23 protein-coding genes and 1 pseudogene are annotated in these 26091 nt (G+C 66.0%); 15 read left to right on the top strand and 9 right to left on the bottom strand.

What is annotated here, in order from left to right:
- Positions 1–109 precede the first annotated feature (109 nt).
- The 3 genes and pseudogenes from K307_RS50620 to K307_RS50630 all read right to left on the bottom strand — a co-directional run bounded on the left by K307_RS50620 (position 110) and on the right by K307_RS50630 (position 3374).
- Positions 110–1450, bottom strand: a complete 1341-nt coding sequence (locus K307_RS50620; protein WP_329955857.1) for a fimbria/pilus outer membrane usher protein — start codon at positions 1448–1450, stop codon at positions 110–112.
- Between the two features lie 12 nt (positions 1451–1462).
- Positions 1463–2488 carry a fimbria/pilus outer membrane usher protein gene (locus tag K307_RS50625; protein ID WP_329955858.1) on the bottom strand — a complete coding sequence of 342 codons (1026 nt, stop codon included), beginning with the start codon at positions 2486–2488 and terminating at the stop codon, positions 1463–1465.
- Positions 2489–2604: 116 nt separating this feature from the next.
- Positions 2605–3374: pseudogene (locus tag K307_RS50630) on the bottom strand (fimbria/pilus periplasmic chaperone).
- 197 nt (positions 3375–3571) lie between these two features.
- Between K307_RS50630 and K307_RS50635 the strand changes: the two are divergent.
- Together K307_RS50635 and K307_RS13430 are read left to right on the top strand one after the other, a co-directional pair.
- The gene (locus K307_RS50635) at positions 3572–3925 is read left to right on the top strand and encodes a LuxR C-terminal-related transcriptional regulator (RefSeq protein WP_051974863.1); all 354 of its coding nucleotides are present in this window, start codon (positions 3572–3574) and stop codon (positions 3923–3925) included.
- A 280-nt stretch (positions 3926–4205) separates the two neighbouring features.
- A complete protein-coding gene (locus K307_RS13430; protein WP_042878821.1) occupies positions 4206–4511 on the top strand; it encodes a zf-TFIIB domain-containing protein in 306 nt (101 codons plus the stop codon).
- 87 nt (positions 4512–4598) lie between these two features.
- On the opposite strand, the gene K307_RS13435 is transcribed toward K307_RS13430, so the two are convergent.
- Complete coding sequence (locus K307_RS13435; protein WP_042878823.1) at positions 4599–6257, bottom strand: hypothetical protein; 1659 nt, start codon at positions 6255–6257, stop codon at positions 4599–4601.
- Positions 6258–6399: 142 nt separating this feature from the next.
- Here K307_RS13435 and blaOXA point away from each other — a divergent pair, with 142 nt between their 5' ends.
- On the top strand, positions 6400–7236 hold the full coding sequence (gene blaOXA / locus K307_RS13440; RefSeq protein ID WP_042878825.1) for an OXA-1206 family class D beta-lactamase: 837 nt from the start codon (positions 6400–6402) through the stop codon (positions 7234–7236).
- A 219-nt stretch (positions 7237–7455) separates the two neighbouring features.
- The gene (locus K307_RS13445) at positions 7456–8166 is read left to right on the top strand and encodes a hypothetical protein (RefSeq protein ID WP_080745017.1); all 711 of its coding nucleotides are present in this window, start codon (positions 7456–7458) and stop codon (positions 8164–8166) included.
- Positions 8167–8206: 40 nt separating this feature from the next.
- Here K307_RS13445 and K307_RS13450 read toward each other — a convergent pair whose 3' ends face one another.
- The gene (locus K307_RS13450) at positions 8207–8551 is read right to left on the bottom strand and encodes a hypothetical protein (RefSeq protein WP_042878827.1); all 345 of its coding nucleotides are present in this window, start codon (positions 8549–8551) and stop codon (positions 8207–8209) included.
- 219 nt (positions 8552–8770) lie between these two features.
- On the opposite strand from K307_RS13450, the gene K307_RS13455 reads away from it, so the two are divergent.
- The 11 genes from K307_RS13455 to K307_RS13510 all read left to right on the top strand — a co-directional run bounded on the left by K307_RS13455 (position 8771) and on the right by K307_RS13510 (position 22360).
- The gene (locus K307_RS13455) at positions 8771–10039 is read left to right on the top strand and encodes an ROK family protein (RefSeq protein WP_042878829.1); all 1269 of its coding nucleotides are present in this window, start codon (positions 8771–8773) and stop codon (positions 10037–10039) included.
- Between the two features lie 13 nt (positions 10040–10052).
- Complete coding sequence (locus K307_RS13460) at positions 10053–11615, top strand: sugar ABC transporter ATP-binding protein (protein ID WP_042878832.1); 1563 nt, start codon at positions 10053–10055, stop codon at positions 11613–11615.
- A gap of 267 nt (positions 11616–11882) precedes the next feature.
- Positions 11883–12914, top strand: a complete 1032-nt coding sequence (locus K307_RS13465) for an ABC transporter permease subunit (protein WP_042878834.1) — start codon at positions 11883–11885, stop codon at positions 12912–12914.
- A 70-nt stretch (positions 12915–12984) separates the two neighbouring features.
- Positions 12985–13917 carry an ABC transporter substrate-binding protein gene (locus K307_RS13470; RefSeq protein WP_042881981.1) on the top strand — a complete coding sequence of 311 codons (933 nt, stop codon included), beginning with the start codon at positions 12985–12987 and terminating at the stop codon, positions 13915–13917.
- A 40-nt stretch (positions 13918–13957) separates the two neighbouring features.
- Positions 13958–15442 (top strand): glucose-6-phosphate dehydrogenase, encoded by a 1485-nt coding sequence (gene zwf / locus K307_RS13475; protein ID WP_042878836.1) that lies wholly within the window; start codon positions 13958–13960, stop codon positions 15440–15442.
- 24 nt (positions 15443–15466) lie between these two features.
- A complete protein-coding gene (gene pgi / locus K307_RS13480) occupies positions 15467–17107 on the top strand; it encodes a glucose-6-phosphate isomerase (RefSeq protein WP_042878838.1) in 1641 nt (546 codons plus the stop codon).
- A gap of 37 nt (positions 17108–17144) precedes the next feature.
- Positions 17145–18062: a carbohydrate kinase family protein gene (locus K307_RS13485; protein WP_042878839.1), complete on the top strand. Its 918-nt coding sequence runs from the start codon at positions 17145–17147 to the stop codon at positions 18060–18062.
- A 245-nt stretch (positions 18063–18307) separates the two neighbouring features.
- Positions 18308–18655: a toxin-antitoxin system TumE family protein gene (locus K307_RS13490; RefSeq protein ID WP_042878841.1), complete on the top strand. Its 348-nt coding sequence runs from the start codon at positions 18308–18310 to the stop codon at positions 18653–18655.
- Positions 18652–19017, top strand: coding sequence for a MarR family transcriptional regulator (locus K307_RS13495; protein WP_419187118.1), 366 nt, complete (start codon positions 18652–18654; stop codon positions 19015–19017). The genes K307_RS13490 and K307_RS13495 overlap by 4 nt, the downstream gene beginning before the upstream one ends.
- A 422-nt stretch (positions 19018–19439) precedes the next feature.
- Complete coding sequence (locus tag K307_RS13505) at positions 19440–20549, top strand: ABC transporter substrate-binding protein (RefSeq protein WP_042878847.1); 1110 nt, start codon at positions 19440–19442, stop codon at positions 20547–20549.
- Positions 20549–22360 (top strand): PAS domain S-box protein, encoded by a 1812-nt coding sequence (locus K307_RS13510; protein WP_042878849.1) that lies wholly within the window; start codon positions 20549–20551, stop codon positions 22358–22360. The genes K307_RS13505 and K307_RS13510 overlap by 1 nt, the downstream gene beginning before the upstream one ends.
- 80 nt (positions 22361–22440) lie before the next feature.
- On the opposite strand, the gene K307_RS13515 is transcribed toward K307_RS13510, so the two are convergent.
- The 4 genes from K307_RS13515 to K307_RS13530 all read right to left on the bottom strand — a co-directional run bounded on the left by K307_RS13515 (position 22441) and on the right by K307_RS13530 (position 25852).
- A complete protein-coding gene (locus tag K307_RS13515) occupies positions 22441–22923 on the bottom strand; it encodes a bacteriohemerythrin (protein WP_051974865.1) in 483 nt (160 codons plus the stop codon).
- Between the two features lie 102 nt (positions 22924–23025).
- On the bottom strand, positions 23026–23556 hold the full coding sequence (locus tag K307_RS13520; RefSeq protein ID WP_042878851.1) for a cupin domain-containing protein: 531 nt from the start codon (positions 23554–23556) through the stop codon (positions 23026–23028).
- A 25-nt stretch (positions 23557–23581) separates the two neighbouring features.
- The gene (locus tag K307_RS13525; protein ID WP_230625656.1) at positions 23582–24706 is read right to left on the bottom strand and encodes an alcohol dehydrogenase catalytic domain-containing protein; all 1125 of its coding nucleotides are present in this window, start codon (positions 24704–24706) and stop codon (positions 23582–23584) included.
- Positions 24707–24787: 81 nt separating this feature from the next.
- Complete coding sequence (locus K307_RS13530; RefSeq protein ID WP_042878853.1) at positions 24788–25852, bottom strand: porin; 1065 nt, start codon at positions 25850–25852, stop codon at positions 24788–24790.
- Positions 25853–26091 lie beyond the last annotated feature (239 nt).

Genomic DNA, 26091 nt, shown 5'->3' on the forward strand with positions numbered 1-26091 from the left:
ATGCTGGGCTCCATGTCATTGGTGGAACGGACACCGGAAACACCTAGGCATGAGCGCAATCTTGCGTCCGCGCTCTGGTAGTGCGCCGCGCCTTCGCATCGGCAGGGTCTCAGCGGCAGCCCGCCTCCACGATCTGGTACTGCGCCGCGGCTGTCGGATCGGCCTTGGGCAGCGCATAGTCGAGCCGGCACATCCCGGCCGTGCCCTTGCCCCAGCTCACCGTGAGCTGGCCGGTGTCGGTCTTCAGGCCGCGCACGATGATGCGGCCGGCCTGCGCGACGGTACCGACCGAATGGCCCCCGGCATCGATCACCTCCGCCCCGAACGGCAGCGGCATGTCATCGGCCCCGGTGGCGCGCAGGATCGCAGCGCGGCCGGGGTTGTCGGTCTCGAACTTCATCCGCACGATGGCACCTGCGGTCGGGGCGATATGCTGCTGGGTGGACTTCAGCTCGACGCTCATCGGCAAGCCCTTGGGGTCGATCTCGATCTGGTTGGAAGCAAACGGCGTGAGGGTAGGCACGATCGCATGGCCCCACGGATCGACCCGCAAGCCGCTGGCATTGGCGAGGCGGGCGCCCGCCGCGTCCCTGGTCTCGACAATGGCCATGGTGTCGCCCACCGTGGGCGTGAAGGCCACGCCGCCGGCGTAGGCGACGATGCCGCCGCTGATCCCTAACGAGGCCTGGGTGTAGTTGCGGCTGGTGCTGGCGCTGCCGGTCACCGTGGCCACCGGAGAGATATAGGACGCGTTCGCGCCGATGCTGCCGGCGCTGGCGCTGGCGCCGCCCGTGGTGTAGCCGGCGTTCAGGCCGTAACTGAAGGCGTTGTCCACGCCGAGCACGCCGGTGACCGTTTCCTGGAGGGAAGTGCCGCCGCTGGTGTCGTGTCTCAGGCTGGTCATGGAATACGGCGCCTGCGGGTTCTTCCCCAGCGGGATGCCGACCGTGAGCATCACCCGGGTATCCCACTTGCCGCTGCCGATATTGAACTGGCGCGATGCCGATACGCCGTAGTTCATGCGCTTGTAGCTGTTGTTGTAGCCCGCCTGGAACTGCGTATCGGTGTCGCTGCGGTTCCAGTAATCCTGCGTCGAGCCGGTCAGGTAAAGCGAGCCATAGCCCCGCGGCAGCGCCTGGTTGATCGTCACCTGCAGCCGGCCGCGCTGGATGCCGTTCATGGCGAAGCCCAGGCCGCAGCTTTCCAAGTCCATCAGCGCGATGGCATCGGCCGTGCTCAGGAAGCCGCTGCTGGAATAGCGGTAGGCCGCCAGCGTCAGGTTGGTGTTGGTCGGCGTCAGCAGCTTGCTGTACGACAGGCGCGCGCTCTGCCCGTTGCGGGTGACGCTGTTGGCGAGGCGAGCGGAGGCCTGGGTCACGTCGGCGCCGAAGGCACCGTAGTCGGTATTCAGCGCCACGCCCGCCACCGCCGACATGTAGTTCTCTGCCACCGACGGTGACGATCACTTCCAGGTCGCCGCCGTATCCGGTCGGGTAAAGTCATTGATCTCGAACGCGCCCGGTGCAACGGTGGTTTCGTAGAGGATGTTGCCGTTCTGGCGGATCTGCACCCGTGCATTGCTGTTGGCAATGCCGTGGATGGTCGGCGCGTAGCCGCGCTGCGATTGCGGCAGCATGCGGTCGTCGGTCGCCAGCTGCACGCCGCGAAAACCCACGCTGTCGAACATGATGCCCTCGGTGAACGCGTCACCGATGATCAGCTGGCTCTGCAGCGGCGTGATGGCGCGCTGCAGGCTGGTCTGCACGCTCTGGTAATGGGTGCCGGCCTGGTCGTTATGGGTCAGGTTGCCGAGATGGCGGAAGCGCCAGGCCCCCACGTTGAAACCCGCGTTCAGCCCGAGATAGCTTTGCGTGCTCGACACGCCCAACATGTCGGTGTGATAGACATTGGCGTTGTACTGCAGCCGCGCGGCGGCCACGCCGTTGTCCCAGTACTTGGGATCGACATAGCCGCGCGCCTGGCGCGACATGGCGATCTGCGGCACGGTGATGTCCAGGCGCTGCTCGCCGTTGTCGAAGGCAGCCGAGGCATCCTGGACCAGCTCGGGCAGCGGCGCGCAGGCGTTCTCGTCGCCGAGCCGTTCGGCGGCGCCCGGCACCAGCTTGCCCAGGTCCACGCCGATGCGCTCCATCATCGCGCGGTTGAAGCATGGCTTGACGTTGCGCTTGTCGCCCCCGACCTGGCGCATCTTCACTTCCCCGCGTCCCAGCCAGACCTGGTTGACGTAGAGGTCTGCGCGATAGTCGCCGGGCAAGGCGACGTTACCCTTGCTGAAGCGGCTGATATCGATCTTGCCGGAGCCCGACTGCTGCAGGAACTTGTCGTTGAATTCGACCTCGGCCACCAGGGTGGAACCGGCCACGTCGGGAGTTGCGGCCCACGCGCCGACGCCGGCAAACAGCGACAGTATCACCGCGCTTACAGGCCGCAGCCGGGAGGGGAAGTGAGGAGTTTTTTTCGTTTTCATTGCTGTCAGTGCCAGACTGCCGGCTATCCGCGGGCAAGACCTGCCCCTGCCGCTGCCACGGCATACGTCAAGAGGGAAAGAGGATCAGGAAGTGGGCCGGGCCAGCCGGCCTGGGACTAGCGAGGAACCTGCCGGGCCTGCGCGGTGCCCAGCGCAGCCTCGCCCTTGACCGCGCCGCCAAAGTCATTGATGGCGTCGTATTGCACCTTGGTGTCCGGCGCTTGCACCGCTTCGTCGGTCAGCGGAAAGACCGTGGTCTCGCCCGGAGCGACCATGCCGCCCTCTTCGAATCTGGCGGTCTTGCCGGCGCCGACCACATCCACGCGCGCAAAGGAGACGTGTACGGGGTCGGGTTGCACGCTTCGATCGCGGGCCGGCCACCTGTCTGGGTCGGGCGCCAGACGATCTTTGCCGGGGCGTCTTCGACCCTGTCCTTCAGGCCCGCCGGGCGGAAGAACAGCTTGATGCGGCTGCGGAATGCCAGTTGCAGCTTGTTGGCACCGGCATCCTCGGCGGCCGGCTTGGGCGGAATCTCGAGCACGTTGAGCCAGAACACCGATTCGCGATCCTGCGGTAGCGGCTCGCCGGTATAGATGATGCGCAGCGTCTGCCCTTTGCCGGGATCGATGCGGGTCACTGGCGGCGTTACGGTGAAGGGGACCTCGACCGAGGCGGGCGCAGCCTTGGGATCGCCCTTGTCCAGCCACACCTGCGTCACCGCGGGCGACTTGCCCTCGTTGGTCAGCTTGATCGTGGTTTCCGCTTCGCTCGCGTTGTAGATGACCCGGGTGCCCGCGATCACCACGGAGGCATTGGCCTGCATCGCACCTGCCAGGCCGAGCACAGTAAGGCCGGCGGCGATGAAGGATTTGAGGGTCGTATTCATGATGTCTGCAGGATGGATGGGAGGGCCGGCCAGTCTTGCAAAAGAGACCGCGGAGCGTGCCGGTAACGCGCTCCGCGGGTTCAGGGGACTTATTGGTAGGCGAGCGTGTACATCACGCTGGAGTTCGCAAGGCCAGGGCCTGTAGCACCGGTGGCTACGTATTCAGCGTAGTAAGGCAGGGTTGCCTGCTGCAGAGCATGCGCAATGCGGGTGCCCTGGGCCTCCTGAGCAAGCGCGGCGACATGGCCGAGCTGCCGCTGGCCATCGTCTCGGCGTTCCAGCACCGGCCGTTCCTGGGCAAGTCGGTGCAGCATGAAATGGAGATCCTCGGCATTGCGCGCTCGGCCGCCAGCCCGGCGCAGGTGCTGAGCCCGCGCGAGATCGAGGTGATCCGCCTCTATGTCGGTGGCATGTCGGTCTCGGAGGTGGCGCAGCACCTGCACCGCAGCATCAAGACCATCAGCACCCCACCCACAAGCACAGCGCAATGGAAAAGCTCGGCATCCGCAGCGATGCCGAGCTGTCCCACTACGCAGTGCGCAACGGGCTGACGTGAGCCCGGTATAGGCCCTCATGGTCCCGCCGCCGCCGGCCCCTTCAGAGCGGGAACGGGGGTGCGGGCGTTGGATGGGGAACGGGTTTCGGGAGGAGACAGAGGCATACCCGCTTCGACGGCGGTGCGGGCGACAAATTCCGCGCTGCCCCTTGCCCGTGGGCAGGCCGCCGCTTTGATTGTGGCCCTCAGAGCACGTTTTACCCGCCCATTGTGGCGAACCAACGCCCGCCGCGCCGGTCCTATCACGACAGTTTCACAGCAAAGAGGAGAACCTCATGGATTGTCCGGTATGCCCGCAGACGCAACTCGTGATGTCCGAGCGCCAGGGTATCGAGATCGACTATTGCCCCAAATGCCGCGGTGTATGGCTGGATCGCGGCGAAGTCGACAAGATCCTGGAACGCTCCGCGGCCCCCGCCGTGCCAGCGCACCCCGCCGCGGTGCAAAGCCCGCCGCTGCAGCGGCATGGCTACGAGCGCGGCTATGAGCAGGACCGCCGCCATGGCGACCGCGACCGTCATTACGAGCGCGAGCAGAAGCACTACCGCAAGAAGAGCATCTGGCACGAGTTGTTTGATTGAGGTTCCACAGGCGTGGTGTCTTTGCATCCGACACCCGCCAAACTTACCCAAGGGGCGACATGCAGTCGCCCCTTTTGTCTTTCCACCCTAGCCACCCTTGCGCCGCCTCCCCGCCTCCGCCGCGGCATCGCGCAACTCCGGCGGCAACGCCCGGATCTCGGCCGCAAAGAACGCACGCTCCGCCGCACGCAGCGAGGGCAACTGTGCGGCCAGCCGCTCCACCGCAGCACAGGCCTTCGCCGTCGCGCCCTGCTCATGGGTGAGGTACCACGCCGACTCCAGCAGCAGGTTGGCCAGTTGCAGCGGCCCGAGCCTGACGTGGCCGGCGTCATGGTCCTCCAGCGCGAAGGCCGCCACCGCGGACCAGCGCACGAAGCCCTTGGCCGGCGCGAACGGTGCGTGCAAGGGACGCAGCGCATCGATGGCTTCGGCCACCGAGAGCGGCCGCTGGCGGCGGAACGCGGCCATGCTGGCCGCCGCCGGCGCGCCGCGGCCCTCGCCCTTCCCGGCCTGCGGTGCGTCCGGTCCGCTGCTGCCGCGCGCGATGCGCAGCAGGAAGATCGCATTCCAGGCGGTGCCGCCGCCCACGCCGAAACGGTCGCAGATCCATTCCGACAACCCCAGCCAGCGCATCGCCTGCCGCTGCACCGCGCCCGCCGACAACTCGCGTGCCGCATCGATCCGCCCATGCCTCCAGAACAGCCACAGGCACAGGCCGATATTGGCGGCGGCATGCTGCACGGCATCGACCGAATCCGCTTCATAGGCCGCCTGCAGCGCGCCGGCAAAGGCATCCAGCGCCCGCTGCGCGGCCTGTGCCGGCGGCACCGTACCGGCGCCTGGCGCACGCATGGCCTCGGCCTTATGCAGCAGCGCTTCCAGGTTCAGCACTTCAAAGCGCAGCCGCGGGTTGTAGCGCGCCACCAGGCCCAGCTCGGCATCGGCGCGCAGCGCGGCCAGCCCCGCGCCGGCGCCATCATTGTCCCCGCGGGTGTAGCGCTCCCACGCGCGCACCACGTGCCCCATGGCGGCGAAGGTCGGCATCGCCGCGTGGCTATCGCCGCCCTGCGCCAGCCGGTCGAAGCGCCGCAGCGCGGCCCGGCTTTGCTCCAGCCGGCCGCAGCGGCGCCACGCCAGGCTCTCCTTGAGGAGCGCCAGCGCTTGCTGGAAGCCGTCGGCGGCGCTGCGCTGCGCCGTGCGGAAGGATTCCGCCACGGCGGAGCCGTGCGCGCCGGCATAGCCGTCCTGCGCGCTGCGCATGGCCTGGGTCAGCTGGCTCCAGAAGGCCATGTCGCGCATCACGTAGCCGACGCCGTCGATGCCGCCTGGCGCGGGCGCGAGCGCCACCGCACTGAAGCCCAGGTGCCGCGCCACTGCGGCCGGTCCCACGGTGCGGCCGTTCACAACGAAACGCAGGCGCCGCGCGCTCCCGGCCGTGATCCAGAACGGCCCGCGGCTGCGGTGCGCCGGGTTGGCCGTGTCGGGATCGCGCCGTACATCCGCACCCCACCCGACCGCCACCTGCCAGCGCGCGAAGTCGGCAAACGCGCGCGACACCAGCATGCGCAGGTTGGCCGCCGCCGGGAACGCGCAACGCACCGCCGACGCCGGCACACTGCCCTCGCCGGCGCACTGCGCGTGCCAGATCCGCGCCAGCAGCCACACTGACTGGTAGCGCGCCGGTTGGCCATCGACCCGGTACGGGGCGGACAGGTCGATTTGGATGAGGGCGGGAGTGGCTGGCATCGGGCAATCAGGCGTCTTGGCGGTGCGAGCCCGGCATGATACGCAAGTTACAGCGGCGCCGGTTGGCGTTGCCTGGGCGCTCTCCTATGCTGCGCACCACGGTCCGGGCCCGGATTGCCACTCAACTCCACTCTCCACTGCCATGAACCATCGCCTCACCCGTTTGTTGACACCGGTGGCCGTCGGCCTCGGCCTGCTTGCTTCCCTCACCGCTGTCGCGGCCCCGAAGGAAGTCCCCCTGGACGCCGCGCCACTGTTTCGCGAGACCGGCACCGCCGGCACCATGGTCATCTACGACCTGCGGCGCGACCGGATGCTGACGTACAACCCGCAACGCGCTGCCACGCAGTACTCGCCGGCTTCGACCTTCAAGATCCTCAACTCGCTGATCGGCCTGGAAAGCGGCGCCGTGGCCGATGTCGACCATGACAAGCTGCCATGGGACGGCAAGGTCTGGCTGGTCGGCGGCAAGGCCATCCTGCCCGACGCATGCAACGCCGATGTGCCGCTGCGCGTGGCCTTTCCCAACTCCTGCGTACCCGCTTACCAGGCGCTGGCGCGGCGGGTGGGCAGCGCGGCGTACCGGCGCTACTTGAGCGCATCGCACTATGGCAATGCCGACAGCTCCGGGCCGGTCGACCGCTTCTGGCTCAACGGCACGCTGCGGATCTCGGCCTACCAGCAGATCGACTTCCTGAAGGGGTTGGTGCAGCGCACGCTGCCGTTCTCGGCGGCCACGTTCGCGGCCGTGGACGACATCACGGTGATGGAGCGCGGCGCCGGCTACACGCTGCATGCCAAGACCGGCTGGGCGGATTCGGCGCAGCCCGCGGTGGGCTGGCTGGTCGGGTGGGTCGAGCGCGGGGGGGACGACTACCTGTTTGCGCTGAACCTCGACATGCTGCGGCCGGAGCATACCAAGGCGCGGATGGAGATTGCCCGCGCTGCGCTGCGGCAGGTGGGGGCGTTGCCGGACTGAGGCGTACCGCCCGATCCCCTCCTCGAGAATCTGCTTTTTCATTTTGTCTTTCGGAGTATTCCGATTCACGCATCGATTCCGGATCGATAGCTTGGCTCGGCCGGCATTTTCGCGGTCTCCCGACGCTGCTTCGCAGTCTTGGAACCTGCCGGCGCCTGTGTCTAACGGGACAGCCAGAGCCGTCCCACTCCGGAGGTGAATCAAATGAGAAAGTTGGCAATGCCGGCAGCAATGCTGTCGGCTATCGCGCTGCTGGCCGCATGCGGTGGTGGCGGGGACGACGGTGGTAACGCGCCTGCTCCGGCGCCGGCGCCCGTTGGTGAACCACTGCCGAGCCTGACCGCACCGCAGCCCGGCTCCACCGCCGCGGTGGGCAACGGCAGCGAAGGCCTTTGGACCAATCTGACGACGGCCACGCTGATCGACAGCCGCGGCAAATTCATCAACCTCGGGATACTGGGCGTGCTGGGAGGCACGTTCCAGTTTGCCGGTTCGACGTGGACGCTGGGCCCTGATACGTTCTATGAGCATGGCTACCTCGAGCCGGTCACCGGCACGGGCACGATCACGCTGAGCAACCGTTTTGACGGAACCTATGCCCCCGTGCTTACCGGTGGCTCCAGGACGATCTCCGGCAGCTACGATCCAGCCAACGCGCTTGCCGTGAACCAGGCAGCGATCGCCGGCAGCTGGAAGCAGGACGAATTCGAGATGCAGATCGACGAAGCCGGCAGCCTCACCGGCACTTACACCAGCGGCACCCGGGTCTGCACGCTGCAAGGCTCGGTGACGCTGGCAGAGCCCGGCTCGGCCGAGAACCTTTATGTCGTGAATGTCGTGGCGGGTACGTCGACAAAACCCGGTACGACCGGCTGCGGGTTGTCGGTCGGCACCGGCGGGTACTTCGTCACGCAGATGTCGAGGCAGTAAGCCGCACGGCGGCGCCCCCGGCGCTGCGAGCGGGCCGCCGCTAGGCCTTACCTGTCAGCTGCCTCAGCCGCTTCTGCACGATCTCCTCGTGCAGCGTCAGCGCAGCCTCCAGCGTGGGCGACCCAAAGCTTTCGTTGTCCTGTTCCTCCATGCCCGTCACGCGCGTGACAAAGAGCACTGGATTCCCCATGGCCTCGGCGACGCCGCGGAAGCGCGTGGTGACCGTGGTGCCGCCGCTGTCCTCCAGCACGGTGCGGCGGAACACCGGGTCGTTCCCCTCCATCCAGCGTTGCCATTCTTCGCGGCCGGGCACCTGAACCGGCCGGTTCTTTTTGTCGAGGATGTAGAAACGGCTCCAGTTGCCGGGTTCTGCACGGGCTTTCATAAAGGGCTCCCCGCTGCCAGTGATTGCCTTTCCACGCTAGCCGCCGCCATGCCTGCAGGCAAGGCGGCGCCGTGCCTCCTGCCGGCCGCGGCGGCTCATGAGGCGGATACGCCATCCGGGTTTTCCCGTGGTTGAGTTCTTCGTCCCCGTATCATTTAATTCAACATGAATTAATTAATACTGCTCGCCCCTGAAGCGGGCCGACAGGACGGAGACAAGATGACCGCATCTAAAGCGGGCCGTGGCGTGAATTCCGCCAGCCTGCGCCTGTACAACGAACGCGCGCTGCTGCTGGCGCTGCGCCGTGCCGGTGAGGCTTCAAAGGCCGACCTGGCGCGCATGGCGCAGCTGACCAACACGGCGGTCGGCAGCATCGTGCAGACCCTGGCCGAAGAAGGCCTGATCGAGCAGGCCGGGCGCCGCACCGAAGGCCAACGCGGCCAGCCCGCCAGCCTGATCCGGCTGCAGCCCAAGGGGGCGTTCGGCATCGGCGTGCGGCTGGACCGGGGCAGCATAGAAGTGGTGATGGTGGACTTTGCCGGCCATATCCTGGCCAGCCGCGCCCATCAGCTGGTGCTGCCCCACCCCGACCAGGCACTCGAGACCGTGCGGCACGACATCGCGGAGATGCGCGCCCTGCTCAGCGCCGCCGAACAGAAACGGCTGCTCGGCATCGGCGTGGCGCAGCCGTACAACCTGGGCGCCTGGCTGCGCGAGCTCGATGTGCAGGGCGAGGCCTTCCAGGCCAGCTTCCGCGCCTGGGACCAGGCTGACTTCCCGGCGATGCTCAACGCCGCCACCGGCCTGCCCGTCTTCAGCGAGAACGACGGCACCGCCGCCGCGGTGGCAGAACTGTTCTACGGCCGGCATCACGCCCAGCACTTTCTCTACGTGTTCCTCGGGCCGGCCATCGGCGGCGGCGTGGTGCTCAATGGCGACTGCGTGCGCGGTGTGTCCGGCAATGCCGGGGATATCGCGATGATGCCGGTGCCCCCGAGCACGCTGTCATCGGCGCCCGCCGTGGCCGGTAACGGCAGGCGACGCGACATCCTGCTGTCGCGCGCTTCCCTCAACGCGCTGACGCGCCACCTGCGCCACCACGGCGTGACGGTCAACGGGCACGCCGACCTGCAGCGCCAGGTCGAGTTGGGCCACCCGGCCGTCGAGGAATGGATCGACGACTGCGTCGATGCGCTGGCCCCCGCGCTGCAATCCGCGCTGGCGGTGATCGACGTGCCGCTGGTGATCTTCGACGCGGATATCGACGGCGGGCTGGTGCCCACGCTGATCGCGCGCCTGCAGCAGGCGCTGGACGAGAGCGCGCCCGAAGCGCGCGCCCCCGCCACGGTGGTACGCGGCTGCTTTGGCGCCAACGCCGGCGCGGTAGGTGCCGCATCGCTGCCGATGTTCATGAACTTCTCGCCGCGCGCCGAACTGCTTCGGGGTGCGTCCGCCATCGTTCCGGAGGCAAGCCATGCCATTGTCTGAAGCCATGGGGGCGATGCCCCTGCCGCCGCACCTGCACGCCGCGCAGGCAAGCGGCCCCGCTCCCCTGCTCGAACTGCGCAATATCTCCAAGACCTTCCCGGGCGTGAAGGCGCTCAGCAACGTGCAACTCACCGTCTATGCCGGCGAGGTCCATGCGCTGATGGGCGAGAACGGCGCCGGCAAATCCACGCTGATGAAGATCCTGTCCGGCGCCTATATCGCCGACGGTGGCGGCGAATGCCGCATCGCAGGCGAGGCGGTGGAGATCGACGGTCCGGCCACGGCGCGCGCGCATGGCGTGGCCGTGATCTACCAGGAGCTGAGCCTGGCGCCCAACCTGAGCGTGGCCGAGAACATCTACCTGGGCCGCCACCTGCACCGCCGCGGCATGGTCGACCGCGCCGCCATGGCGCGCGGCTGCGAGGCCACGCTGGCGCGGCTGGGCGCGGATTTCACGCCGGAGACGCCGGTGCATACGCTGTCGATCGCGCAGCGCCAGCTGGTGGAGATCGCCCGCGCGGTGCATTTCGAGACCCGCATCCTGGTGATGGACGAGCCCACCACGCCGCTGTCCACGCGCGAGACGGACCGGCTGTTCGCGCTGATCCGCCAGTTGCGTGCCGAAGGCATGGCGATCATCTATATCAGCCATCGCATGGCAGAGATCGATGAACTGGCCGACCGCGTCACCGTGCTGCGCGACGGCTGCTTCGTCGGCACCCTGGAGCGCGAGCAGCTGACGCGGGCCGCACTGGTCAAGATGATGGTGGGTCGCGACCTGTCTGGCTTCTACACCCGCACCCATGGTGAGGTCGAACCGGGCGAGATCATGCTGTCCGTACGCAATATGTCCGACGGCCGCCGCGTGCGCGCGTGCAGCTTCGACCTGCGCGCCGGCGAGGTGCTGGGCCTGGCCGGGCTGGTCGGCGCCGGCCGCACCGAGCTGGCACGGCTGGTCTTTGGCGCCGATGCGCGCACCGAGGGCGCGGTTTTCGTCGCCGGCACGCCGCTGGCCGTCACCAGCCCGCGCCAGGCGATCGACGCGGGCATCGCCTACCTGACCGAGGACCGCAAGCTGCAAGGCCTGTTCCTCGACCAGAGCGTGCACGAGAACATCAACCTGATCGTGGCGGCGCGCGATGCGCTTCGCGGCGGGCGCCTCAACCGCACCACCGCGCGGCAACGCACTGCCGGGGCGATCCGGTCGCTCGGCATCCGCGTTGCGCATCCGCAGATCAATGTGGGGTCGCTGTCCGGTGGCAACCAGCAGAAGGTGATGCTGTCGCGCTTGCTGGAAACGCGGCCGCGCGTGCTGATCCTGGACGAGCCCACGCGCGGTGTGGATATCGGCGCCAAGGCGGAGATCTACCGGCTGATCAATGAGCTGGCGCGTTCCGGCGTGGCGGTGCTGCTGATTTCCAGCGAACTGCCTGAGGTGGTCGGCTTGTGCGACCGCGTGCTGGTGATGCGTGAGGGCGAACTGGTTGGCGAGGTGCCCGGGAGTGCCGATGCCGCGGTCATGCAGGAGCAGATCATCGCGCTTGCAACGGGGGCTGGCCAGCCCACCCTGCACTAATCAAAGCTGATTGTTCGCGGGGAGAGGGCCGGTGCGTGCCATCCCGACGGCGTACGCACAGCAATGGCCTCGGCTTGGCCGCAGGCGCGCGTCGGCCAGCGGTCCGTGCCAACGCCTTGCCCTCTCCCCCGGCCCCTCTCCCCCTCATGGGAGAGGGGAGCAAACAAGCGGCACAGCAAACGCAAACGCAATCGCAATCACGACCGCGCGGAAACGTAACGAAAAACCGGCCGACACAGGCCCGACATTCAGCGATCAGGAGACACCATGCGCAATCCCCTCCATCCCACGGCCCACGCGGCCGCGGCTGCCGCCCCTGCCAACCGACCTGCCCTGGCCGGCGCCACTGGCCGCGCCACCACGCAGGAACGCCTGCGCGCCCTCGGCATGCTGCCGGTGCTGGTGCTGCTGTGCCTCGGCTTCACGCTGCTGACCGAGAACTTCGCCAGCCTGCAGAACCTGTCGATCATCGCGCAGCAGGCCTCGATCAACCTCGTGCTCGCCGCGGGCATGACCTTCGTGATCCTGACCGGCGGCATCGACCTGTCGGTCGGGTCGATCCTGTCGGTGTCGGCGGTGGTGGCGATGCTGGTATCGCTGATGCCGCAACTCGCCGCGCTGAGCGTGCCGGCGGCGCTGCTGTGCGGGCTGTTGTTCGGCCTGATCAACGGCGCGCTGATCGCCTTCATGAAGCTGCCGCCCTTTATCGTGACGCTCGGCAGCCTGACCGCGGTGCGCGGGCTGGCGCGCCTGGTCGGCAATGACAGCACGGTCTACAACCCGGATATCGGCTTTGCCTTCATCGGCAACGGCGACCTGCTGGGCGTGCCATGGCTGGTGGTGATCGCCGCCGCCGTGGTGGCGGTGTCGTGGGTGGTGCTGCGCCGCACGGTGCTGGGCCTGCAGATCTACGCGGTCGGCGGCAATGCCGAGGCGGCGCGCCTGTCGGGCATCAAGGTATGGGTGGTGCTGCTGTTCGTCTATGCGGTGTCGGGGCTGCTGTCCGGGCTGGGCGGCGTGATGTCGGCGTCGCGGCTGTATGCGGCCAACGGGCTGCAGCTGGGCCAGTCGTATGAACTCGATGCGATCGCCGCGGTGATCCTGGGCGGTACCAGCTTTGTCGGCGGTGTCGGCTCGATTGCCGGCACGCTGGTGGGCGCGCTGATCATCGCGGTGCTGTCCAACGGGCTGATCCTGCTGGGCGTGTCGGATATCTGGCAATACATCATCAAGGGCCTGGTGATCATCGGCGCCGTGGCGCTCGACCGCTATCGCCAGAAGGGCTCTGCCCGTACCTGACAGTCGGCCCGACAGGAGACAGAACGTGATCCAACCCATCCTCAAAGCCCTGGCGGCAGGCGCCCTCGCCATGCTGTGCGCGCTCCCCGCCGTGGCACAGACGCCTGCGCAGCCCGCGTCCGCGCCAGCCCAGCAACGCCAGTTGAAAAAAGTCGGCGTGACACTGGGCTCCCTCGGCAACCCGTATTTCGTCGCACTGGCGCGCGGCGCCGAGGCCGCGGCCCGGCAGGTCAATCCGCAGGCCAAGGTGACGGTGCTCTCGGCAGACTATGACCTGAACAAGCAGTTCACCCATATCGACAGCTTTATCGTCGCCAAGGTCGACCTGATCCTGATCAACGCCGCCGATGCGCGCGCAATCGAGCCGGCGGTACGCAAGGCGCGCAAGGCGGGCATCGTGGTGGTGGCGGTCGACGTTGCCGCCGCCGGCGCCGACGCCACCGTGCAGACCGACAACACCCAGGCCGGCGAGCTGGCCTGCGGCTTTATCGCCGAACAGCTCAAGGGGCGCGGCAACGTCATCATCCAGAACGGCCCGCCGGTGTCGGCGGTGCTCGACCGCGTCAAGGGCTGCAAGACAGTGCTGGCGCGGCATCCGCAGATCCGCATCCTGTCCGACGACCAGGATGCCAAGGGTTCGCGCGAAGGCGGGCTGAACGTGATGCAGCTGTACCTGACGCGCTTCCCGAAGGTGGATGCGGTCTTCACCATCAACGATCCGCAGGCCGTGGGCGCGGACCTGGCCGCGCGCCAGCTCAACCGGCGCAGCATCCTGATCGCCTCGGTCGACGGCGCGCCGGATATCGAGGCCGCGCTCAAGGCCGACACGCTGGTGCAGGCCTCGGCCAGCCAGGACCCGTGGGCCATCGCGCGTACCGCGGTGCAGCTCGGCGTGGACATGATGAACGGGCAGCGCCCCGCCAACCCGACCGTGCTGCTGCCGTCCACGCTGGTGACGCGCGCCAATGTCGGCCAATACAAAGGCTGGGCCACGCCGCGCTGAAGGCAATGGCCGGCCCTTTCACACCCTTACTTCCTTTGACATGATCGACAGCAACCCTGCCGGTGCCCAGGCTCCGGAATTCGACTTCGTACTGTTTGGCGCCACCGGCGACCTGGCGCGGCGCAAGCTGCTGCCGGCGCTGTTCGACGCGCACGCCGCCGGCTCGCTGCATCCGCGCGGGCGCATCCTGGCGCTGGGCAGCCAGCCGCTGGCGCATGATGCATACCTGTCGATGCTCAACGATGAAGTGCTGCCGGGGCTAGCCGGCAACGCGGCGGCCTCGGCCTGGCAGAGCTTTCTGGACCGCATCGTCTACCTGCAGGTCGATGCCAATGCCGACGCCGGCTTCGATGCGCTGGCCGAGCTGGTCAACGCACGTGCGGCGCAGGTGGTGGTGTGCTACCTCGCCACCGCGCCGCACCTGTTCGTCAAGATCTGCGAGCAACTGGCGCGCGTGGGCCTCGCCGGCGAGCGCAGCCGCGTGGTGCTGGAGAAGCCGCTCGGCCACGACCTGGCCTCGTCCGAAGCGATCAACGCCGAAGTCGCGCGCCATTTTGCCGAGGACCGCATCTACCGGATCGACCACTACCTGGGCAAGGAGTCGGTGCAGAACCTGATGGCGGTGCGCTTCGGCAACGTGCTGTTTGAACCGCTGTGGCGACGCGAATGGGTGCGGCAGGTACAGATCACGATTGCCGAAGAACTCGGCGTGGAGCGCCGCGGCAACTTCTACGACGGCATCGGCGCACTGCGCGACATGGTGCAGAACCACCTGCTGCAGCTGCTGTGCATGGTGGCGATGGAGCCGCCCACCAGCCTGTCGGAAGACGCCATCCGCGACGAGAAGCTCAAGATCCTGAAGGCACTGCGCCCGATCCGCCCCGAGGACGTCGCCGAGAAAGTGGTACGCGGCCAGTACTGCCGCGGTGCCGCCGGCGGCGATCCCGTGCCCGGCTACTCGAGCGAGGCGGGCATCGCCGCCGACAGCCACACCGAGACCTTCGTCGCCATCCGCGCCGAGATCGCCAACTGGCGCTGGGCCGGCGTGCCGTTCTACCTGCGCACCGGCAAGCGCATGCAATCGCGCGTGGCTGAGATCGTAATCCACTTCCACGACGTGCCCTACCCGCTGTTCCCGCATCCGCTGGGCACCATGGCGGGCAACCGGCTGGTGATCACGCTGCAGCCGGAGGAAAGCATCAGGCTGTATTTCCTGACCAAGCAGCCGGGCGATACGCAGGTGCTGCTGCCGGCCTCGCTCGACCTGCAGCTGACCAGCGCCGCGCCACGCGTGCGCCGCGTCGGCGCGTATGAACGGCTGCTGCTCGACGTGATACGCGGCCGGCTGGGCCTATTCGTGCGGCGCGACGAACAGGTCCAGGCGTGGCGCTGGGTCGCACCGATCCTGAAGGCGTGGGAGAACACCACCGCGCCGCCCAAGCTGTACACCGCCGGCACCTGGGGCCCGGCGGCCTCCAGCGCCCTGCTGTCGCGCGATGGCCTGGCCTGGCATGAAGAGATGTAGTCCGAGTATTGCTGAGGAACCGAGATGACCACTTCCCTACCCGCCTGGCATGCCCTGCGCGCGCACGCCGATACCCTGCGCGGCGCCCATATGCGCGACTGGTTCGAGGGCCCGCACGGCCAGGCGCGTGCCGAACGCTATGTCGCGGAAGCCTGCGGCCTGACGCTTGACTACGCCAAGAACCGCATCACTGACGAGACCCTGGCGCTGCTGTTCGCGCTGGCCGCGGAGGCACGCGTGGGCGAGCGGCGCGACGCCATGTTAGCCGGCGAAGCGGTCAACACCACTGAACACCGCGCGGCGCTGCATGTCGCGCTGCGCGCCTATCCCGAGGACGGCTATCGCGCGCTCGGCGTGGCGGTCGGTGATGATGTCGCGGAGGTGCTCGCGCAGATGGAGCGCTTTGCCGGCGCGGTGCGCAGTGGCGCTTGGACCGGCTTTGATGGGCGCGCCATCACGGATGTGGTCAATATCGGCATCGGCGGCTCGGACCTGGGCCCGCGCATGGTATGCCGCGCGCTGGCCGACCCGCAGGCGGCCGGCCCGCGCCTGCATTTCGTCGCCAATGTCGACGGGAGCGACCTCGCCCACACGCTGGCCACGCTCGATGCCGCGACCACGCTGGTGATCGTCTGCTCCAAGACCTTCACCACGCTGGAGACCATGGCCAATGCGCATACCGCGCGCGACTGGTTCCTGCATCAGGGCGCGACACAGGCAGCACTGGCGCGGCATTTCGTGGCGGTGTCGACCAATCGCGAGGCCGTGGGCGCATTCGGCATCGACCCGGCCAATATGTTCCCGTTCTGGGACTGGGTCGGCGGGCGCTTCTCGCTGTGGTCTGCGGTGGGGTTGTCGATTGCCGTGGGCATCGGCTTCGACCGCTTCCGGCAGCTGCTCGACGGTGCGCGCGCGATGGACCTGCATTTCGCGGGCGCGCCACCGGCGCAGAACCTGCCGGTGATCCTCGGCCTGCTCGATGTCTGGTATCGCAGCTGCCTCGGTGCCGGAAGCCGCTGCGTGGCGCCGTACTGCGAACCGCTCGAACTGCTGCCGGCCTTCCTCCAGCAGCTGGAGATGGAAAGCAATGGCAAGTCCGTGCGGCTGGATGGCGGCACGCTGGATGCCGGCTCGGCGGCGGTGGTGTGGGGCACGACGGGCACCAATGGCCAGCACGCCTACTTCCAGATGATGCACCAGGGCTCGCAGTTGGTTCCGGTCGACTTCATCGCCACGCTGGAGCCTGTGTGCGACCTGCCCGGCCACCATACCAAGCTGCTCGCTAACTGCTTTGCGCAGGGCGAGGCGCTGCTGCGCGGGCGCACCGCGGACGAAGTGCGTGCCGAAGGCGTATCCAACGAAACGCTGGTGCCGCACCTGGTCTTCGAAGGCAACCGGCCCAGCAATACGCTGCTGATGCAGCGGCTCGACCCGTTCCACCTGGGCGCGCTGCTGGCGTTGTCTGAGCACCGCACCTTCGTGCAGGGCGCGCTGTGGCAGATCAACTCCTTCGACCAATGGGGCGTGGAACTCGGAAAGAACCTGGCCGCACCGATCCAACGCGAACTGGAAGGCGCGCCGGCAGGCAGCGCCGCCGCGCACGATGCCTCGACCGCCGCGCTGATCCGCCGGGCGCAGGCGGCGCGCGCCGCGGTGGCCGGCTGAGCCGGCTGCGCAAATCAAGACATCACAGGAGACACCCATGTCCATGCCCCTTCCCCGCTACGTCGTATTTGGCGAGGCGCTGACCGACATGGTCCGCCAGCCCGACGGCAGCTGGCTGGGCCTGCCCGGCGGCTCGTGCTGGAACGTGGCCCGCGTCGGCGCCCGGCTGGGGATTGCCACCGCGTTCGCCGGCGCCGTCAGCCAGGACCTGTTCGGCGACGACCTGGCGCAGGCCAGTGCCGAAGCGGGGCTGGACGCCCGCTTCCTGCAGCGCGTGGCGCGCTCACCGTTCCTGGCTTTTGTCGCGTCGCGCCATCCGCCGCAGTATTTCTTTGTCGGCGACGAGAGCGCGGACCTGCATTTCGACCCGGCCCGGTTGCCCGCAGGCTGGCGGCAGGCGGCGGAGGTGGTGCATTTCGGCTCCATCAGCCTGGTGCGCCAGCCGCTGGCGGCACGGCTGTGCGAAGAAGCCACGCTGGCCGCGCAGGCGGCCAAGCGGATTGCCTTCGATCCCAACTTTCGCGACCTGATGCGCGCGCCCGGCTACGCCGACGTCCTCGCACACATGCTGCGGCTGGCCAGCTACGTCAAGATCTCCGATGAAGACCTGACCGGACTGTATCCCGCGCTCGATACCAACGCAGCACTGGCGCAGGTACGCGCCATGGCGCCCGATGCCACCTTCATGCTGACGCGCGGCGCGCACGGCATGACGTTGCTCAAGGGCAGCCTTGCCGTCGAGCAGCCCGCGCTGGCAGTCGAGGTGGCCGACACCGTTGGCTGTGGCGACGCGGCGATGGGCGGCTGGATGGCCGGCGTGCTGTCGGGCGCTGCAGCCGACCTTGCCGCGCAGGCGCGCCTGGCTGCCGCCACGGCGGCCGTCGCTGCGACCCGGGCCGGCGCGTATCCGCCGCGGCGCGAGGAAGCGGAAGCATTGCTGGCCGCTATGGCATGAAGGCCGGCGACAGGAGCCGCAGGCGATCAGCTACGGGAAAGCCGGAGTCAGCAGGAAAGCCCTTTGGGAAAGCTCCTAATATGCGCCAGATTTCGATAAAGTAACCCCCTCATTACATTGTCGGTGGCAAAGTGATGCGCTAGCTATACGAGCCTTGGCCACATGCAACGTTATTTGGTCGCCCTTGCGGGCACACGGAACTCTGCAAGCGGTCGGGCTCGCACAACTTATCACACTGTGATAGCATGCCTATGCGCGACCGTAGCCTCGACACACTGTTGGACCTGGCTGGACTCCGCTTCGTCATAGATGACGAACGCTTGCATTGGGTGAAAATCGTGGTGCGCACCTGCCCTGTCTCGCAGGAACGCCCTCACGGACTGAGGTATTCGCTGACACTGCACGACAAGATTGGCCGCCGTTTGCTTGGCTTCGACAATGCGCACGGCATCAACGAGGGATCCGGGCCAGGCGTGCGGACGCGCATTGAATACGACCACCAGCACATGGCCGCGGGCGTTCGATTCTATGACTACCAGGATGCTTCGACGTTGCTGGACGATTTCTGGACAGAGGTCGATAAGATCGAATGATGAGCGGCAACCTCAAGATTGGCATCGCCTCACTGGAAGACTTCAAGGCCCGCACCAGGGCTATCGCCCGCGGCGAACGCAAGCCCGGAAAGGATGAGCCAAAGGTCTGGTTTCAATCGCTGGACGTGCTGGCCAAGGTCCTGTCCCCAGCCAATCGCCAATTGCTTGCGCTGATCGCCGAAACGAATCCTGAATCGCTCGAAGAGCTATCGGAGAAAACCGGACGCGCCGTGTCGAACCTGTCGCGGACGCTCCGCACGATGGAGGGCTACGGCCTGATTCACTTCGAGCAAGGCCCACGCCGCAGGCTTGCTCCGCGCGTTGACTACAGCGGCGTGGAACTTGAGCTTGCTTTTCACTAGCGTCGGCTGACTTGGTTGGCTAGCTACGCAAACCTGCAGCTGACGACGGAAGGCCAGTGCATCGCGCCACGCTCCCGCCATATGATCGATGCCTGCCTGCGCAAAGGCCTATTGGTGCGCACCTGCGACGCCAGCGGCGGCATAGCGCTTCACGACCCCGCCTTGTACTTCGTCTCCTTGACGATCTTTCGCTTGGCGAGCACGCTACTACCCCCCTTGACTACATTGCATCAATCGATGCGACGCGCGGCCGATGCCGCCCGCCCTCTCCCAGCCCGGTCCTAAGTTGGGTTGCCTCCACATACCGCACCGCCTTATCAGACCGGAAGCTGTAAAATCAGCAAGCGCGTTTCCTCGGTGCAAAATCCACCCATTCACGAAGTGCACCAGCGCCCGACGGGGGAAACTGAGTGAGTTGCCATATGAATCGCAGAGAAGCCCTACGCGCGTGCGTGTATGCCGGCCTGATGGGCATGATGGGATCCACGTTTGCATCAAGGCAATCTCCCCGCGTGGTGTTCCTTAACCCTGGCGAGGCAGTCCTGCGCGGCACGGGGCAGCATTGGCAACTGGTCTCTAAATTCATGCACATGGCCGCAACGACGTTCGATATGCGGCTAGAGGTTCTTTACGCGGAGCGTGATCATTTGCTCATGCAACGCCAGGCCGAGGAAATCGCTCAACGTAGCGACCCGCCAGACTACGTGGTGATGGTCAACGAGAAGATGGCCGCGCAGCAGATGCTTAAGACGCTGGCACGATCGCCGGCAAAGGTGTTGGTCATCCACAACGACCTCACGCCCGACCAGCGCCGCCAGATCGGAAATGAACGAGAACAATTGCCGAATTGGATCGGCACGCTGACAGCAAATGCCGAGCGCGGCGCCTACCGCTTGATGCAATATCTTTATCAACGGCTTGGCCAGCGCGAGGCGCAGGTGATTGGCATTACGGGAGACCCCAATACGCCTGTCTCGCTGGAGCGAGCCGCTGGCGTCGCTGCGTTCCTGGCTCAGATCCCAAATGCGCGCATCCGTCAGTTGGTCTTTAGCGACTGGAGCTACGCCGATAGCAATCAGAAGGCTCGCGTGCTGCTCGCCCGGTACCCCGAAACCAATGTGATCTGGGCCGCGAACGACGTCATGGCGCTGGGCGCAATGGATGCTGTCAAGGCACGCAACGCCCGCGTTCTGGTGGGAGGCGTGGGCGCATTACGGGAGACGCTTGCGAGTGTGGCTGACGGAAGCATGGCGGCCGTCGTAGCGGGAGACTATTTTATCGGTGCCTGGGCCATGGTACTGCTGCATGACTACCATAAGGGCAAGGACTTTGCCACGTCCGGAGGCGCTCGCCTGAAGCTCGACTTTCTGCGCATCATTCACCGTGAGAACGCCGCCCGCTTCGCCGATGTCGTTTTCAGGCCCGGTGCGACTCTAGATTTCGGGCGTTACTCAAAGCACCTGCACCCAAGTCCCGGCGCCTACGATTTCAATCTGGAACATCTCTTGACAACCACGACCAAAGTCTCGTGATGCATCTGTCGCCACGGCTTGCTCTGGGCTCGCTCAGTCTGCACACCAAGCTGATGCTCGCGCTCGTCGTGCTGGTCGCGACCGTCGCCGGCACCTCCGCATATATCCTGGTCGAACATGAGCGGAACCGCCGACTTGTCGAACTGGGGGAGCGCGCCACCAGAATCGCTGACTTGTACAGCCGCTCACTGGCTCTGCCCTTGTGGAATATCGATCTGGGCGCTATCGAGAGCCAGCTTGCCGCGCTTGCACCGAATCCCGAGGTCGCCGAATTCACCGTTACGGCCGTGGGCTACGGAACGGTGTCCACTGTGAAACGCGAGTTGAACCCTGGTGATGCCGTGGTGCGTATCAGACCGATTGAATACGGCCCGCCTGGCAACGCGCCGAGGGAAAAGATTGGTGAGATCCGCGTCGTCCTGACGAAGGCAGTAACTCAACAGGCAATCAGCGGCGCCCGTCGGGCCATTCTCGCCATCATGACGGCCGTCGTTGCTGTGCTCTATGCCGCGACCTTCCTGCTGCTGAAACGGATGGTGCGCAGCCCGATCAATCGCCTTGAAGAAATGGTCGATCGGATCGCCGGGGGGGACCTTTATGCTACCTGCCCCGTGGAATCCGGCGATGAGCTGGGCCGGCTCGCCATGCGCGTCAATGTCATGGCTGAGCGCCTGCGCGAATCGACGCTGCGCCTGCGCGACAGTGAAAGGAAATATCGCGGCATCGTTGAGAATGCGGTTGAGGGCATTTTCCTGCTCGATCAGAAGGGGCAGCTGAGCGAGGCCAATCCTGCGATGGCGCAACTGCTTGGATATGGCAGCGCGATCGACCTGATTGCGACAGCGGAGAACGATCCGGGCAAAAGACCGTTTTCTCCGACGCAGGCTGAGGCTTTGTTTGAGATCCTGCGCGCGAAGGGTGAAATCCTCGGGCTCGAACTGCAATTAAGTCGCCTTGACGGCACTCCCATCTGGGTTCAACTGAATGCGCGTGGCCTGACCGAAGACGATGGCAGCTTGCGCCTTCTTGAAGGCTTGCTGACCGATGTGACCGCTCGCAAGCACGCCGTGGAGAGCCTGAGGCTCCAGCGCGATCAGCTCGAAGTGGAAGTCAGCGAGCGCAAACGGACCGAGCTCGAACTGCTGGCATCGCGCGAACGGCTACAGCAACTGTCCGCCCACCAGGAAGCGATCAGAGAGGAAGACAGAAAGCACATCGCAATGGAAATTCACGATGAGCTTGGCCAGCTGCTGACTGCGTTAAAAATGGACGTGTCGTTACTGAGAATGCAACTGCCGGCCGGTTCGGCTGCGATGCACAAGGCCGATGAGATGCGCGACCTGGTCGAGAAAACCATACAGATCGTGCGCAACGTGGCCAGCCACCTTCGACCGACGGCACTGAATTATGGCCTCGCCTCCGCACTGGAATGGCTCACTGCGGATTTCAGCCGTCATACCCAGATCCCCTGCCACTTCGACGCCAAGGGTCCCGAACCGAGTCTGCCGGACCCGCGCGCGACGGCGATTTTTCGTATCGTGCAGGAATCGCTGACCAATATTGCCCGCCATGCCAACGCATCGCGTGTGGATGTCACGCTGGCCAACACCGAAGCGGGTATCGAGTTGACCGTCAGCGACAACGGACAGGGCTTCGACATCGTTGCCGCGCGGGCAGGCCACTCGTACGGTCTCCAGGGCATGGCCGAGCGCGCCCGGCTGATCGATGCACAACTGGATATCGACAGCGAGCCGGGCTGCGGTTCGGTCATACGTCTGCATATTCGGGATGATTCCATTTCCTCCGAGTGATGCATCAACCGTCTTCCCTTCGACAGTAGCCGTGCCACGGCGCGGCCTCGGCATGTTCATGCTCCCACCTCGCTGTGACGCTAGGCTGCACGCATGTCGCGGCGAAGCACCACCGGCGCACCGCCGTACGTCTTCTTGTTGATCCAGGCAGACAGCGCGGAATCCATGTAGGCGGCATGCGCAGGAAACCAGTCCGCCAATGCCTGCGCCAGCCGCCTGACGTCGGCCAGCCCGAGTTCCCCGAGGCACAGTTTCGCGTTGACTTTCTGCACGGCGTCAATGACGCGCTCATGCTCGTCGATATGGCACTCGGCGGCCGGGAAGTCCGTCTTCTCCATCCACGCCTTCTCGATCGCGAAATGTGAATGGATATGGGCCTCTAGGTCCTGCAGGCACACGGCCGCCGTGTCCGGCGAGCAGTCAGCCAATGTGTTCACCACCTCAACAAACTCCTGATGCGCCGCATCGATCGGCCCATGGCCCAGCAGCATGGCATCCGACCACGCAAGCGCCACGCACGCATCCGCGGCGGGCGGCGTGCCGATATCCGGTCTTTCTTTCATTGCATCCTCTCCTCGCAAGCTCGCCACCGGCGCCGATATGCCGCTGCTGTGGATCGGTGGCATTGACGCCGCCACCGATCACAACGCGAGTTGCCTCAGCCTTTATCTGTTGGCGCCGATAAGCACCGCCACCATGATGGCGGGCTGCTCGCCGCGGTTGCGCCACGCGTGCCGCGTCCCGTTCTGGATGACGATGTCGCCCGCCTTGAGGTGACGGACTTCCCCGCCATCCACTTCCAGCCACAGTTCCCCCGATACGATGATGTCGTAGTCGACCGACAGTGTCTTGTGCATGCCGGAGCCATCGGGCTCGAAGGCTTCGGCAAGGCCGGGCAGGTGGCGGGCATATTCCTCGCCTGCTGCCACAGGATCGAACTGGTCCGACGCCATGACGGAGTCGGGCGGAAACTGGACGACGATCAGGCGCGTCCCGTGCGGGTCAGGCGTCACGGACGTGACCGTCACGGCCGGATCGGCGCCGTCATGCGGCAGAGACGGAACGGCTTGCGTGGCCCACGTCAGCGTCGTGCGGAAGCCGGGGACGGCGGCATAGTCATGGGTGGTGGCCACCGGGCCATCCGAAACAATCACGGAACGGCCGTCCCGCTCACCGGTTACGATGCGTCTTACCATTGCTTTCTCCTTGACCGGCTGCCGGTTACTGGACGACAACCACGTTGACGAACCCGCCGGCGCGCTTTTCTGCCGTAGCGAGGGCTTCATTGACCTGGTGCAGGCCAAACCGCTGGTGTTCGAAGATGCCGAGGTCGAGCGTGCCCGCCGCCGCCATGGCGGCGAGTTCTTGGCCTTCCGCCACGGAGAACCAGAGCGACCCAATCAGGCTGATCTGCGCACACATCAGTTGATGGAGGTTGACGGGCATCGGGTCCGACATCGCGCCGATCTCCACCATGCGGCCGCCGCGCCTGAGTGCCGCAATGCAGTCCAGCGTGATTTGTGAAGAAGCACCTGGGCCGATGGCATCGACAAAGGCGTCCGCGCCGATGCCGTCCGTCTCGGCGCGAACCCAGTCGGCCAGCGACCGCGCGCCGTGGGAAAGAATGCGGATCCGCTGCGGATCGAGCGCGCGGACGCGTTCCAGCAAGTCGAGGTTCCGCGCCACGCACAGGATCCTGGTTGCACCCATGGCCCGCGCGATCTGCACGGCGCCGAGCCCGAGCGTGCCGGTAGCGCCGCTGATCAGTACCGTCCGCCCTGCCCCGACGCCCGCCTTGCGCAGGCCCGAATACGCCGTGCCCAGGTACCCGAAGCGCGCGGCCTGCTCGAAGGTGACCGCTTCGGGCAGCTTCACCAGCCCGTCGGCCGGCGCGGTGGCAAACTCACTGAAGCCGCCATACGGGTATTGCTGGTAGATCCGCTTCGACTCCGGTCCGAAGCCGAAATAGCCCTGGAAGGTATAGGCCGTGCAGTTGATCGGCTCGCCAGTGCGGCATGCATGGCAGGAGCCGCAGGAGCGCCCGGGATTGAGATAGACGCGGTCGCCGGGGACGATGCCAGTCACCTGGCTGCCCACTTCGGCCACCACGCCGGCGGTGTCCAGGCCGTAGATGGCAGGCAGGTCCGGCACCGTCAGGTAAGCGCGCTCGCCGTAGTTGCTCATCACGTTCCGAAGGTTCGGAACCACGCCCGCGGCCTTGACGTCGATCAGCACGTCGGTCTGGCGAAGCAATGGCGGACGGTGGATCGTGTCCAGCCGGAACCGGCCAGCGGGCTCGTGGACGCGTGCTGCCTGCATGGTGTTGTCGGTTGCGCGGTCGCTCATGTCATTGTCTCCTGTGATCTTTGATGACTCTTACGTTGATCATCAATTGATTTTAAACTGTTACTGCCAAAAAAATTTCCTTCAGAACGCGTGCAAGATTCCGAGGTTTGCCGCGACCTGCGTCCCTCCGGACGAAGGGCCGGGTGCGAGGCTGATCCAGGCTTGTCCGCCAAAGGCTTTCTGGTAGACCAGATCGGCGTAGATGCTGGTACGCTTCGAGAACGAATAGAGCAGCGTCAGCGTTCCCTGCATGGCTTTCTGCTTGTTCAGCGTGTCATTGCCCTGCATGAACTGGTAGGCGGCGTTCAGATGCCAGGCGGGCGAAAATGCCCAGGTCACGTCGCCCTCATAAACGGCGACGCGCGCACCCGTCGCCGTGTTTTGCGTATTCGTGTACATCAGGGCGGCCACGGCGGGGCCGATGGCATAGGACGCGCCAGCGCCAAGGTTCCGGATGCCGTCGTTGCCGCCATTCAGCTCGGGGTATTTGACATAGGTGTAGGCGGCATTCAGCCTCAGGTCGCCAAGGTGGTAATTCACACCGGCGCTCTGGCCGCTGCCCTTGCCAAAAGAGCCAGCTTGCTCGCCGAAGCTGTATTGCGCGCCGAACGAGAGGCCGCCGAGCGACGGACTCTGGTACTTGACGGAGTTCGGAATGGCAAGGCCCGCGACCCGGTCAAAATCGAACGAGCCCCCGGGCGTATTGGGCACCCCCAGGCCTGAAAATGGCCCTTGCCGCAAGCTGATGCAGCTCACAAACGGAAATGCCGTGCCCCAGTGATCGAGCGCCAGCGAATAGAACATGTAATCCATCTGGTTGCCGAACGTGAGCGTCCCGAGCTTGTCGTCACGAATCCCGACATAGCTTTCGTGGCCGAACAGGTTCCCGATGGACTGGCCGTTCTTCAGTGAAAACTGGCCTTCCAGCTTGAACACCGCATGCAGGCCACCGCCCAGGTCTTCCGTGCCGCGGAAGCCGAACAGGTTTGGCGCCTGCGTTCCGGGGTCGGCCACCACAGTGCTATGGCCGCCCTGGTTGGATACATACATCACACCGGAATTAATAATTCCATAGGCCTGTACGCTGCTTTGCGCATGCGCCGCGCCCGCCAAGCCCAGGCCGCAGGCGGCAATCGCCTTCGCCATCCTCATTTCATGTCTCCCCGTATTTTGCTTTGATTGCCGGCGCGAGCCTCAAGGGTCGCAAGGGCATGCGCACGGTCTCCAATGGCCATCGTCAGTGCAGATCCCCTCCTGCGTGTCGCCCTGACATCACCTACGCCGATACAACGATCCACTATCGATCCATTGTTCGTAGAAGTTTGATATAACTTCGATTGACAGTCAATCTATGATTTCGTAATCTTCGATCGCACCGTGGCAAT

This window comes from Cupriavidus necator A5-1 (assembly GCF_000744095.1).
Classification (GTDB): Bacteria; Pseudomonadota; Gammaproteobacteria; order Burkholderiales; family Burkholderiaceae; genus Cupriavidus; species Cupriavidus necator_A.